The sequence below is a fragment of the Rathayibacter sp. AC182 genome, assembly GCF_979253875.1.
Map to the genome: position 1 here is coordinate 356,603 of NZ_CEEDEK010000003.1, position 13,046 is coordinate 369,648.

Here is a 13,046-nt window from a genome sequence, read left to right on the forward strand (position 1 = left end):
AGCCGGAGGAGGCCCTCGCTAAGGTGGGCAGTCGGTCCGTCGCGAAGGTGATGGACCATCACCCCCGACGTCGGGCATCCGCGGACCGAACGACGGCCTCATCCGGATCGCCCGAGACCACACCCCAGAGGAGTCTCGTGGAGACCTGGCCCGGAACCGCCTACCCCTTGGGCGCCACTTTCGACGGAAGCGGCACGAACTTCGCTCTCTTCAGCGAGATCGCCGATCGCGTCGAGCTCTGCCTCTTCGACGACGACGGCACCGAGACGCGAGTCGACGTGCTCGAGTCGGACGCCTACGTCTGGCACTGCTACCTGCCGCAGGTGCAGCCCGGCCAGAAGTACGGCTACCGCATCCACGGTCCGTACGACCCGGCTGCCGGCCAGCGCTGCAACCCCAACAAGCTGCTGCTCGACCCCTACGCGAAGGCCGTCGCGGGCGAGATCGACTGGGACCAGTCGCTCTTCTCGTACACCTTCGGCGACCCCGACTCGACGAACGACGAGGACTCGGCGCCGCACATGATGATGGGCGTCGTCATCAACCCGTTCTTCGACTGGGCAGGCGACCGCCGTCCCCGCATCTCGTACGACCGCACGGTCATCTACGAGGCGCACGTGAAGGGGCTCACGAAGAGCCACCCCGACATCCCGGAGGAGCTGCGCGGCACCTATGCGGGCGTCGCGCACCCCGCGGTCATCGCGCACCTCAAGCACCTGGGCATCACGGCGATCGAGCTGATGCCCGTGCACCAGTTCGTCAACGACTCGACGCTGATCGAGAAGGGGCTGTCGAACTACTGGGGCTACAACACCATCGGCTTCTTCGCGCCGCAGAACACCTACTCCTCCACGGGCGACCAGGGCCAGCAGGTCCAGGAGTTCAAGAGCATGGTGCGCGCTCTGCACGCGGCCGGCATCGAGGTCATCCTCGACGTGGTGTACAACCACACCGCCGAGGGCAACCACCTCGGTCCGTCGCTGTCCTTCCGCGGGATCGACAACGAGGCGTACTACCGCCTCGTCGACGACGACAAGCGCTACTACATGGACTACACCGGCACGGGGAACACCCTCAACGTCCGGCACCCGCACTCGCTCCAGCTGATCATGGACTCCCTGCGCTACTGGGTCACCGAGATGCGCGTCGACGGGTTCCGCTTCGACCTCGCGTCGGCGCTCGCCCGCGAGTTCTACGACGTCGACCGCCTCTCCACCTTCTTCGAGCTCGTGCAGCAGGACCCGGTGGTCTCGCAGGTGAAGCTCATCGCCGAGCCCTGGGACGTCGGCCCCGGCGGGTACCAGGTGGGCAACTTCCCCCGCAGTGGACGGAGTGGAACGGAAAGTACCGCGACACCGTGCGCGACTTCTGGCGCGGGGAGCCCTCCACGATGGGCGAGTTCGCCTCGCGCCTCACGGGATCGGCCGACCTCTACGCCCGCTCGGGCCGCTACCCGGTCGCGTCGATCAACTTCGTCACCGCTCACGACGGCTTCACCCTGCGCGACCTGGTCTCGTACAACGAGAAGCACAACGAGGCGAACGGGGAGGACGGCAACGACGGCGAGTCCCACAACCGCTCGTGGAACCACGGCGTCGAGGGCCCCACCGACGACCCGACCGTGCTCGGCCTGCGCGCGCGGCAGCAGCGCAACTTCCTGGCGACCATGCTCATCTCGCAGGGCGTCCCGATGATCCTGCACGGCGACGAGCTCGGGCGCACTCAGAACGGCAACAACAACACCTACGCCCAGGACAGCGAGCTGACCTGGATCGACTGGTCGACCGCCGACCGCCCGCTGCTGGAGTTCACGGCGGCGCTGATCCGCCTCCGCGCCGAGCACCCGACCTTCCGACGCGGCCGCTTCTTCGACGGGCGCCCCGTGCTGCGCGGCTCCGAGGAGCCGCTGCCCGACATCGTCTGGTTCAAGTCGGACGGCACCGAGATGAGCCCGTCGGACTGGGACTCCGGTCTGGACCGCTCGGTGGGCATCTACCTCAACGGCAACGGCATCCGCGAGCGCGACGAGCGCGGCCAGCCCGTGACCGACGACAGCTTCCTCCTCTACTTCAACGCCGATGACGTCGACGTCGAGTTCAGGGTCCCGAGCGACGAGTACGCGCTGGCGTGGGCGGTGCTCGTCGACACGGCGGGCGCCGAGGCCGACTCCGTGCCGCGTCCGGCGGGGGCGATGCTGACCGTCCAGGCGAAGTCGCTCGTGATCCTCCAGGAGCACAGCGCGCCCGAGCCCGAGGTCGACCACTCCGTCGCCGCCTCCCTCGCCTCGCTCGCCGCCACCTCGGCGATCCCGATCGTCGGGACCACCAGCCCCCACGCGGAGTCGACCGACTCCGCGACCGCCTCTTCGACAGGAGCCTGACGTGCGACTGCCCGCTTCGACCTACCGACTCCAGATCCGCTCCGGCTTCGATCTCGACGAGGCGGCGCAGATCGCCGATTACGTGCGCTCGCTCGGCGCCGACTGGCTCTACTTCTCCCCGCTGCTGACGGCCGAGCCCGGCTCCGACCACGGCTACGACGTCGTCGACCACTCGCAGGTCGACCCGGCGCGGGGCGGAGGCGAGGGCTTGGCCCGCGCCGCGGCCGCCGCCAAGGCCGAGGGACTCGGCGTCCTCATCGACATCGTGCCGAACCACATGGGCGTCGCGACGCCGAGCGAGAACTCCTGGTGGTGGGACCTGCTGAAGAACGGGAAGTCGTCCCGCTACGCGACCGCGTTCGACATCGACTGGGAGGCGGGCGAGGGCAGGCTGCGCGTCCCGATCCTGGGTGACGGCGCGAGCGAGGGCGACAGCGACAGCGAGCTCGACGCCCTCGAGGTCGTCGGCGACGAGCTGCACTACTACGAGAACCGCCTGCCGATCGCGCCCGGCACCGCCGAGCCCGGCGACTCCGGTCGCGTGGTGCACGAGCGTCAGAGCTACGAGCTGGTGAACTGGCGCCGAGCGGACGCGGAGCTCAACTACCGCCGCTTCTTCGCGGTGAACACCCTCGCCGCCATCACCGTCGAACGACCCGAGGTGTTCGACGCCTCGCACCGCGAGATCGTCCGCTGGTTCACCGAGGGACTGGCCGACGGCCTGCGGGTCGATCACCCGGACGGCCTCGCCGACCCGGGCGGGTACCTCGACGACCTCGCTCGCGCCATCGGCGGAGCGCCGGTGTGGGTCGAGAAGATCCTCGAGGGCGACGAGACCCTTCCGGCGCACTGGGCGACGGTGGGCACGACCGGTTACGACGCCCTCGCCGACATCGATCGGATCCTCGTCGACGCCGACTCGCGGCACGTGCTGGAGGGTCTGGACGCGGAGCTCGGCGGCGGCGGCTCGCCCGTCGTCTGGGCCGATCTGATCCACGACACCAAGCGCGGCATCGCGGACGGGATCCTCCGCTCCGAGGTCCTGCGGCTCGCCCGACTGATCCCCGAGGTCGACGGGGCGGACGACGCGATCGCCGAGCTGCTCGCGACGTTCCCGGTGTACCGCAGCTACCTGCCGTACGGAGCGGAGCACCTCGAGCACGCCCGAGTCGACGCCGTGCACCGGCGCCCGGAGATCGCCCGCACGATCGATCGAGTCGCGGAGCTGCTCGGCGAGACCGGCACTCCCGTCTCCGTGCGCTTCCAGCAGACCTCCGGCATGGTGATGGCCAAGGGCGTCGAGGACACGGCCTTCTACCGGTACAGCCGGCTCACGTCGCTGAACGAGGTCGGAGCGGACCCCGACGAGTTCTCCATCGAGCTCGAGGAGTTCCACCGCCGTCAGGGCGTGCGCCAGGCCTCGTTCCCGGCGTCGCTCACCACCCTCTCGACGCACGACACGAAGCGGGGCGAGGACACGAGGGCGCGCATCACGGCCCTCGCGGAGGAGCCCGAGGTCTGGGCCGGGACCCTGCGATCGCTGCACTCGCTGGTCGGATTCGGCGACGGACCCGTCGAGCACCTCCTCTGGGAGGCGATCGTCGGGTCGTGGCCCGCGTCGCGCGAGCGGCTGCACGCGTACGCCGAGAAGGCCTCCCGCGAGGCGGGCAGCTCGACGAAGTGGACCGCTCCCGACGAGGCGTTCGAGAAGCGGATGCACGCGGCGGTCGACGCCGCGTTCGACGACGCCGAGGTCCGCCGTCTGATCGAGGAGACCGTCGCCCGCGTGCAGGCGACGGGCTGGTCGAACAGCCTCTCGGCCAAGCTCGTGCAGCTGACGGCGCCCGGGATCCCGGACGTCTACCAGGGCAGCGAGCTCTGGGAGACCTCCCTCGTCGATCCGGACAACCGCCGTCCGGTCGACTTCGCCGAGCGGCGCTCCCTGCTCGAGCGGATCGACGGAGGGTGGGTCCCCGGGATCGACCGGGAGGGCGCGGCGAAGCTGCTCGTCACCTCTCGCGCGCTGCGGCTGCGCCGCGACCGTCCGGAGCTGTTCACGCGCTACGCCCCGGTCTTCGCCATCGGGGAGGCACGGGAGAACGTCATCGCCTTCGATCGCGGAGGCGCCCTGACCGTCGCCACGCGGCTCCCGCACGGCCTCGAGCAGGCCGGCGGCTGGGGCGGGACCGTGCTCGTGCTGCCGGGGCACCCCGTGCAGGACCTGCTCACCGGGCGCACCTTCGCGGGAGGCACCACTCCCGTCGCCGAGATCCTCGGCGGCGGACTCCCGGTCGCGCTGCTCGTCCCGGTCGTCTGACCCTCCGGCCGGGGCTCTCCGCCCCGGCCGGCGCCCCACCTCCCGTCTGCCCGACCCGCTCAGGAGCTCCCCGTGATCAGTACGACCCCCTACCGCTACGCCCTCGCCACCGCCGGGCCGGACCGCTTCGACGTCTGGGCCCCCGAGGCCTCGACCGTCGAGCTCGTGATCGAGGGCGGCGACCCCGTCGCGATGACGAGGAGGGGTCAGGAGGGCTGGTGGCGAGTCTCCGGCTCCGCTCCCGCCGGTGAGGTCGACTACGGCTACCGCATCGACGGTTCCGGCCCGTACCCGGACCCGCGCTCGCGACGCCAGCCCGGCGGGGTGCACGAGCTGTCGCGCACCTACGACCCCGCCGTGCACGCGTGGCAGGACGGCGCCTGGACGGGCCGCCAGCTGGCCGGAGCGGTGATCTACGAGCTGCACATCGGCACGTTCACCCCCGAGGGGACGCTGGACGCCGCGGCGGGCAAGCTCGACCACCTGCGCTCGCTGGGTGTGGACTTCATCGAGATCCTGCCCGTCAACGCGGTGAACGGCACGCACAACTGGGGCTACGACGGTGTGCTCTGGTACGCCGTCCACGAGCCGTACGGGGGACCGGAGGCGTACCAGCGCTTCGTCGACGCGGCCCACCGCGCCGGCATGGGCGTGATCCAGGACGTGGTCTACAACCACCTCGGCCCCAGTGGCAACTACCTCCCCGAGTTCGGCCCCTACCTCAAGAACGAGAAGGCCAACACGTGGGGCAGCTCCGTCAACCTCGACGGTGAGGGCTCGGACGTCGTCCGCGGCTACATCATCGACAACGCGCTGATGTGGCTGCGCGACTACCACGTCGACGCGCTGCGGCTGGACGCGGTCCACGCGCTCGTGGACGAGCGGGCGGTGCACGTGCTCGAGGAGATGGCGTCCGAGGTGGCGGTCCTCTCGGCGCACGTGGGACGCCCGCTCACCCTGATCGCCGAGTCCGACCTCAACGATCCGACGCTGATCACTCCGCGCGAGGCGGGCGGCTACGGTCTCGACGCCCAGTGGAGCGACGACTTCCACCACGCGGTGCACGTCGCCCTGACCGGCGAGACCACCGGCTACTACGAGGACTTCGCCCCGCTCGGATCCCTCGAGAAGGTGCTGACCCGCGGGTTCTTCCACGACGGCACCCTCTCGACCTTCCGAGGCCGTCACCACGGTCGGCCGATCGACACCGAGCGGATGCCCGCGTGGCGCCTCGTGGTCTGCAGCCAGAACCACGACCAGATCGGCAATCGGGCGATCGGCGACCGGCTCACGGCGACCCTCGACGAGGGCCGGCTCGCGATCGCTGCGGCGCTCACCCTGCTGGGCCCGTTCACTCCGATGCTCTTCATGGGCGAGGAGTGGGCCGCATCGACTCCTTGGCAGTTCTTCACCTCGCACCCCGAGAAGGACCTGGGCGAGGCGACGGCGAAGGGCCGCATCGCGGAGTTCGCGAAGATGGGCTGGGACCCCGAGGTCGTTCCCGACCCGCAGGACCCCGAGACCTTCACCCGATCCCGGCTCGACTGGTCCGAGGCCCAGGAGGGGCGCCACGCCCGGATCCTCGGCGTCTACCGCGAGCTCGGCGCTCTGCGCCGTCGGTTCCCCGAGCTGACCGACCCGCGGTTCGGCTCGCTCGTCGTCGACTTCGATGAGGAGCAGCGCTGGCTGACTCTGGGCCGCGGCCGGGTGACGATCGCGATCAACGTCGGCGACGCGGCGACCCGCGTGCCGCTGCCCGAGGTCGCCGAGTCGCTCCTGGGCGTCGGCGAGTACGCGGCGCAGCCGGGCGACACCGAGGTCGATCTGGGCGCCTCGTCGCTGCTGATCACCCTCACGACCGCGGACTGATCCGCGGTTCCTCGAACCGTCGGGCTCCCGGAGGGACGGCTCGCCTCGCGGCGGGCCGTCCCTCCGTCGTCGGGCGGTCAGCGCTGCGATGCCGTGTACTCCGCGGCGGCGACGACGCGCACGCCGTCGTCGTGCACGAGCAGCAGCGCTCGGAGCGGGATGGCGCGGCGGTGGCACGCGGCGGCCAGGTAGCGGGCGAGCACCCGATCGGTCTCGCCGAGGAAGGCCCGGCCCGGCCGTTCGAGCGCGAAGGCGAGCGAGCCGACCTCCTGATGGGCGACCGCCTTGGCGAGCGTCGCCACGATCCTCTCGGTGCGCGCCTCGTCGGGGTGCACGGGGAGCCCGTCGACGGGGTAGAGGATCGGCAGCTGGAAGCCCTCGCGGTCGAGGAGGATCGGCCAGAGGGCTCGGCGGTAGGCCGGGCCGATCAGCGAGGAGACCCGCTCGCGCAGATCCCTGTCGTCGAGCAGCGGCGCGTCCAGGTGCGGGAGCGGGCCGGCGGAGTGGGTGGTCGTCATGGGATCGCTTTCTCGTGGAGCGCGCGATCGCGGGAGCGGTCGTCGCCGGGTGCCGGTGGTCATCGGAAGTTGCGGGAGGTCGTTCGAGCGCCGACCGAGAGGGTTCGAAGCGGTCGGCGATCAGGTTGGTGACGCCTTCCCGGGAGCGCTCGAGGATTCCGCGGACGAGCAGGGCGGGCGCTTCCCGGGCGATGCGCCGGTAGCGGTTCCATACTCCGACGGAGCAGATCACGTTGAGGATCCCGTGCTCGTCCTCGAGGTTCATGAAGGTCACTCCACCGGCTGTGGAGGGACGTTGGCGGTGGATCACCACCCCGGCGACCTCGATCCGCGTCCCGGAGGAGGTGCCGGGCAGGTCGGCCGTCGAGCGGGCTCCACGAGCCTGCAGATCGGGGCGGAGGTGGCGGAGCGGATGGTCGTCGGGCGAGACGCCGGTCGCCCAGAAGTCGAAGACGACACGCTCCTGCGCCGAGAGCATCGGCAGCAGCGGCGGTTGGACCGCGACCACCGATCCCGCGAGGAACTCCTCGCGGTCCGAGGCGGCCGTCCCGGCCTCCCAGAGGGCCTGGCGACGATCGAGCCCGAGGGAGTCGAACGCCCCCGCGGCGCCGAGCGCCTCGAGCTGGGTCGCGTTCGCCCCCACCCTCCGCGAGAGGTCGGACATGCTCGCGTACGCGCCTCCCCGCTCGCGCTCGGCCACGATGCGCTCGGCGAGGGCGTCCCCGATGCCCTTCACACCGGCCAGCCCGAGGCGGATGACGAAGTGCGCGTCGCGGCGGTGGTCGTCGGTGTCGAAGTGCTCCGACCCGTCGAAGAGGCCGGTCGGCGGCTGGTGGGGCGAGAGGCACTCCTCACGGCCGTACGCCGCCCCGCGACGTCGGGGGCGCGGTGCCTCCTCCGCCGCCTCGGGCCCGGGGTGCGGGAGCGACCGGTTCACGTCGGGGGACTCGACGCGCACCCGTGCCGCCGGGCGTCGGCGACGAGGGTGTGCGGAGCGTAGAACCCCATCGGCTGCGCGCGGAGCAGAGCCGCAGTGAACGCCGCCGGGTAGTGGAGCCGCAGCCATGCGCTCGCGTAGACGAGCAGGGCGAAGCTGATCGCGTGGCTCTCGGCGAAGCCGAAGTTCGCGAACGCCTGGATCCGGGTGTAGATGTCGTCGGCCACCTCGCCGGTGATGCCGTTGCGCTCCATGCCCTGGTAGAGCCGCTCGCGCAGGGTCTCGATCTTCTCCGTGCCCCTCTTGCACCCCATGGCCCGCCTCAGGAGGTCGGCGTCCTCGGCGTTGCAGTCGCCCACCGCGACGGCCACCTGCATGAGCTGCTCCTGGAAGAGCGGGACGCCCAGGGTGCGCTTGAGAGGGGTGACGAGGAGGGGGTGCTGGTACGTCACCGGCTCCTCGCCGAGTTTGCGCCGGATGTAGGGGTGCACCGCTCCGCCCTGGATGGGTCCGGGACGGATCAGGGCGACCTCGATCACCAGATCGTAGAAGCGGCGCGGCTGCAGCCGGGGCAGGGTGCCCATCTGGGCGCGGCTCTCGACCTGGAACACCCCGATCGAGTCGGCGCGGCAGAGCTGGTCGTAGACGCCCTTCTCCTCCCGAGGGATGGTGGAGAGGTCCCACTTCTCGCCGACGTGCTCGGCGACGAGGTCGAAGGTGTACTGCAGGGCGGCGAGCATCCCGAGACCGAGCAGGTCGAACTTGACGAGGCCCATCCAGGCGCAGTCGTCCTTGTCCCACTGCAGCACGGTCCGCTTCTCCATCCGCGCAGGCTCGATCGGGCACACCTCGCCCACCGGGCGGTCGGTGAGGACCATGCCTCCTGAGTGGATCCCGAGGTGCCGCGGCGCGCCGAGGACGCGGGTGGCGAGGGCGACGACGTCGTCGGGGATGTCGTGGTCGGTGCTCTCGACGATCGCGCCCCAGGACTCGACCTGCTTCGACCAGCCGTCCTGCTGGCCCGGGCTGTAGCCCAGGGCCTTCGCCATGTCGCGGACGGCGAACTTGGGCCGGTAGGTGATGACGTTGGCCACCTGTGCGGCGTTCAGCCGGCCGTACTTCTCGTAGACGTGCTGGATGACCTCCTCGCGCCGTTCCGAGTCGAAGTCGACGTCGATGTCGGGCTCCTCGTCGCGGATGCTCGAGAGGAAGCGCTCGAACGGGAGGTCGTAGAAGATCGAGTCCACCGCCGTGATGCCCAGGACGTAGCAGACCGCGGAGTTCGCGGCCGAACCGCGGCCCTGGCAGAGGATCCCCTTCCCCTTGGCGAAGTGCACGATGTCGTGGACGATCAGGAAGTAGCCGGGGAAGTCCTTGGCCTCGATGACCGCCAGCTCCTTCTCGAGCCGGTCGAGCACGTCGGAGTCGGCCTGCGGGTACTTGTCGGGCACGGCCCGGCGCACGAGCTCGCGCAGCCAGCTCATCGGCGTGTGCCCGTCCCCGACCTCCTGGCGGGGGAGCCGGGGTCTGACCCGGCCCAGCTCGAAGGCGATCTCGTCGGCCACGAGGACCGTGGTCTCGACGGAGCCCGGATAGCGCGCGAACCGCTCGGCCATCTCGGCTCCGGAGCGCAGGTGCGCTCCTGCGGCGGCGGGCAGCCAGCCGTCCATCTCGTCGAGGCTGCGCCGTGCTCGGACGGCCGCCAGCGCGGTCTGCAGCGGACGGTCCTCGGGGCGGGCGTAGTGGACGTTCCCGGTCGCCACCCGCCGCAGTCCGAGACGCTCCGCGATGCCGGCGAGCTGGTCGTTGTGCAGCGAGGCGAGCGGATCGCCGTGGTCGTACAGCTCGACGATCACGTTGGCGGCTCCGAAGAGGCGCACGAGCTCGCGCACCTCCTCCTCGGCCGCCGATTCCCCGCTCGCGACCAGCGCCTGGCGCACAGCGCCCTTCCGGCATCCCGTGAGGACGATCCAGTGGCCCCCTGCCGCCCGGGCGAGCTCCTCGAGGTCGTAGCTGGGCTTGCCCTTCTCGGCGCCGGCGAGCTGAGCCGTCGTCAGAGCGCGGGCGAGCCGGTGGTAGCCCTCCTCGCGGCGCGCGAGCACCAGCAGGTGGGAGCCTCCGGATCCGCGACGCCGTTCTGGGGAGCGCGCAGTCCGAGCGAGAGCTCGGCGCCGAAGGCGGTCCGGACGGGGTGGCCCTGCGCCGCCTCGGCCATCCGGACGATCCCGTACAGGCCGTCGTGGTCGGTCAGGGCGAGGGTGTCGATGCCGAGACGGACCGCCTCCTCCACCAGCTGCTCGGGTCGGTTCGCTCCGTCGAGGAAGCTGAAGTTGGAGTGGGCGTGCAGCTCGGCGTAGGGCACCTTCCGATCGGGGGAGCGGACGTCGTCGCCCGCCGTGTAGGCAGGCCGCTTGTGCGACCACGCGGGGCTGTCCCTCCCGTCCCCCTGGACGGGGCTGCCATCGGCCCTGCGCCCCGAGGAGAGGCGTCGTTCGAACTCCGACCAGGGGATCGGCGGGTTGTTCCAGCCCATGGGGCTCCTTCTGAGAGGTGGGGTCGAGCGCGGATCGGGGAGAGGAGGGCGGTCAGTCGTACCGAGGCCTCCGCGGCCCACTCCCCGTCGCGGCAGAGCAGGAGCCAGGCGGTGCCGGTCGCGTCGACGACCTGGAACCGGTCGTAGCGCGTGGCCGTCCTCGCGTCCCACCACCGCTCGTCCACGGGCCAGGGGCCGGCCCAGCCGCTGATGGGCCCGAGCCGTGCCTGCGAGGTCCCGAGCGCGAAGTAGACGGGGACGGAGACGAGCGCGCCGCGATCGTCCACCGACACGGGCTCGCCCCGCGGGCCGCGCACCAGGGCCGCGGAGGGCTCGGTGAACACCGTGGGAGGCAGGGGCGGCGGGAGCGAGCCCGGCCAGGGCAGCTCCTTGGGCCGGGCGTCCCCGGGCTCCCGATCGCCCCAGGGCACGAGGTGCTGCCGGTCGCGGAGCGCCCGGCCGCCCCCGATCGACGCGGTCACGACCGCCTCGTGCCCGAGCATGCTCTGCACCCGGCTCAGGCCGTGGTGGACCCGCTCCTCGGGGGCGGTGCCCCAGAGTCCCTGCTCGTGGTTGCCGATCGCATCGACGGCCTCGGGCTCGACTCCGATGCGGGCGATCGGGGAGCGCAGGCCGGTGTCGATCGCTCCGCTGCCCTGCAGCTGCCAGCGCACCCGGTCGAGGACGTCTCCCGGGGTGAACCAGCGCGGGTGCAGCCAGGTGCGGGACGAGAGCTCGCCGCGATCACTGGTGACGTCGATGCGGATCGCCGTGGCCACCAGCTGCGATCGGGTGAGGCCCGCGACGAACTCCTCCGCCGCGATGCGGAAGGCGAAGGCGGCCTGGTCGATGCGGTCGAGCGGCGGCTCGAACTCGAGGAACCTGTCGAGCCTCTCGGGGGCAGCCGCGGGACGACGGCCTCCGTCTCGGCTCCTCGGGCGAGGAGGTGGGAGCGCGCGCCCTCGGGACCGAACCTGGCCGCGACGTCCTCGGCCGGCAGCGCGGCGAAGGCTCCGAGGGTGCGCACCCCGAGCCGGCGCAGGAGCGTCACCAGATCCTCGCCCCGCACCGGCTTCGCACGGACGACGGCTGCTCCGACGGCCTCCGTGCCGAGCGCCTCTAGGCGCAGCGGTGCGAGGAACTCCGCGGTGGCTCCGGCCGCCACGATCGCGACCGGCTCACCCGAGTGCTTGGCGGCGAGCTCCGAGGCGAAGAGCCCGTCGGCGATGCCGATGCGGGCGCGCTCGACCCCGAGCCCGGCCAGGCGGCGGAGGATCGCCTCGGCGGCGGACTGCTCGCTCCCGTAGTAGCGGCGGGGGCCTCGAGCGCGGATCGCGCACAGCCCGGGGCGGATCAGCTGGACACCGGGCGTGATCTCCTCCAGAGCCTGCACGAGCGGTTCGAAGGCGCGGTGATCGAGGACCGGGTCGTAGGGCAGGACGGTCAGGCCCGTGCAGCGCGACTGCGCCTCGCGGATCCGCATGCCCCGTCGCACGCCCTCGGAGCGTGCCGCCGGGGAGCAGGCGAAGACGCGGCTCCTCTCGGTGAGCGCCAGCGGCGCCTCGGGCGGCAGGCCTGCGTCTCCCGCTGCGGCGAGCAGCGGCCAGTCCGGGCACCACACGAGGATCGTGCGGCGCAGCTCGGGTGCGGTCGCCATCTAGACCGCCTGCTCTCGCAGGCGCGAGCGCTCGTCGAGCACTCCGAAGGCCGGATCCGCTCCCGGCATGCTCATCCGGACCGTGCGGACCCGGGTGCCGGCTCGACCGACCACATCGACCAGGGCCTCCCGGGAGCGCAGGTAGCCGTGGCCGGCCCCGAGCCCCTCCCACCGGTTGCTGCGGATGCTGAGCCGGGCCTCGGCCTGGGGCCACTCGCCGAGGACGACGAGAGCGGCACCCCGCTGGCGCAGCCGGGCGCCGAGTCGGGAGACGTCGGCCGAGGAGACCGAGGCGGGCGGGCGGGTCAGGACGACCGTGAGGACGTCGACGAGAGCCGCCGTGACGGTGAGCCAGTGCTCGGCCGGCGACGGCACGAGCACCAGCCGCTCGAGATCGATGCCGATGCCCGCCGCGGCCTCGGCTCCGAACTCGGGCACGCCGACGACCCCGCACCAGGCGCCCTCCGCCGAGGGGCCGGCGAGCAGCCCCATCGCCAGGCTCAGCGACCCGTCGACGGAGTACGCGGCTCCCTGCTTCAGGGTTCCGCCGGGCAGCGCCGCGGCGAAGGCGGGCAGGGTGGCCAGGCTCTTCGTCTCGAGCGTCGTCGCCTGCATGTCGCGGATGCGCGACTGCAGCTCCTTCACCGAGGCGAGCTGTCGCAGCAGCGGCTCCGCAGCCTCGGCCGTCCCCTCGGAGAGGGTGGAGGAGGAGGCTGTCATCTGCCCATGTTCGAACATGTGTTCGAGTATGTCAATCGCCACCGACATCCGCGGCGGGGTCCTCGAAGACTACGTCCGAGCACCGTCATCGGCACCTGTGGAGGACCGGCGGAGG

Annotated in this window: 5 protein-coding genes and 2 pseudogenes; 3 read left to right on the plus strand and 4 right to left on the minus strand. The window is 71.7% G+C overall.

Going from position 1 to position 13,046, the window contains the following annotated elements; genetic code table 11:
• Positions 1-137 precede the first annotated feature (137 nt).
• The 3 genes and pseudogenes from glgX (at position 138) to treZ (ending at position 6,566) form a co-directional block, all read left to right on the plus strand.
• Positions 138-2,380, plus strand: a pseudogene (gene glgX, locus AC0CII_RS04810) (glycogen debranching protein GlgX).
• Between the two features lies 1 nt (position 2,381).
• The gene (treY, locus tag AC0CII_RS04815; RefSeq protein WP_465225867.1) at positions 2,382-4,697 is read left to right on the plus strand and encodes a malto-oligosyltrehalose synthase; all 2,316 of its coding nucleotides are present in this window, start codon (positions 2,382-2,384) and stop codon (positions 4,695-4,697) included.
• A gap of 72 nt (positions 4,698-4,769) precedes the next feature.
• Positions 4,770-6,566: a malto-oligosyltrehalose trehalohydrolase gene (gene treZ / locus AC0CII_RS04820; protein WP_465225866.1), complete on the plus strand. Its 1,797-nt coding sequence runs from the start codon at positions 4,770-4,772 to the stop codon at positions 6,564-6,566.
• A 77-nt stretch (positions 6,567-6,643) separates the two neighbouring features.
• On the opposite strand, the gene AC0CII_RS04825 is transcribed toward treZ, so the two are convergent.
• The 4 genes and pseudogenes from AC0CII_RS04825 to AC0CII_RS04840 all read right to left on the minus strand — a co-directional run bounded on the left by AC0CII_RS04825 (position 6,644) and on the right by AC0CII_RS04840 (position 12,931).
• Complete coding sequence (locus AC0CII_RS04825; protein ID WP_465225865.1) at positions 6,644-7,084, minus strand: hypothetical protein; 441 nt, start codon at positions 7,082-7,084, stop codon at positions 6,644-6,646.
• 59 nt (positions 7,085-7,143) lie between these two features.
• Positions 7,144-10,554: pseudogene (locus AC0CII_RS04830) on the minus strand (error-prone DNA polymerase).
• Between the two features lie 517 nt (positions 10,555-11,071).
• Entirely contained in the window at positions 11,072-12,211 is a 1,140-nt protein-coding gene (locus tag AC0CII_RS04835) for a DNA polymerase Y family protein (protein WP_465228773.1), read from the minus strand.
• Entirely contained in the window at positions 12,212-12,931 is a 720-nt protein-coding gene (locus AC0CII_RS04840; protein ID WP_242682756.1) for a hypothetical protein, read from the minus strand. It lies immediately after the preceding gene.
• Positions 12,932-13,046 lie beyond the last annotated feature (115 nt).

Coding starts and splice junctions, on each gene's coding strand:
- AC0CII_RS04835 (WP_465228773.1), bottom strand. CDS start 12,211: ATGGCGACCGCACCCGAGCTGCGCCGCACGATCCTCGTGTGGTGCCCG.
- AC0CII_RS04840 (WP_242682756.1), bottom strand. CDS start 12,931: ATGACAGCCTCCTCCTCCACCCTCTCCGAGGGGACGGCCGAGGCTGCG.
- AC0CII_RS04825 (WP_465225865.1), bottom strand. CDS start 7,084: ATGACGACCACCCACTCCGCCGGCCCGCTCCCGCACCTGGACGCGCCG.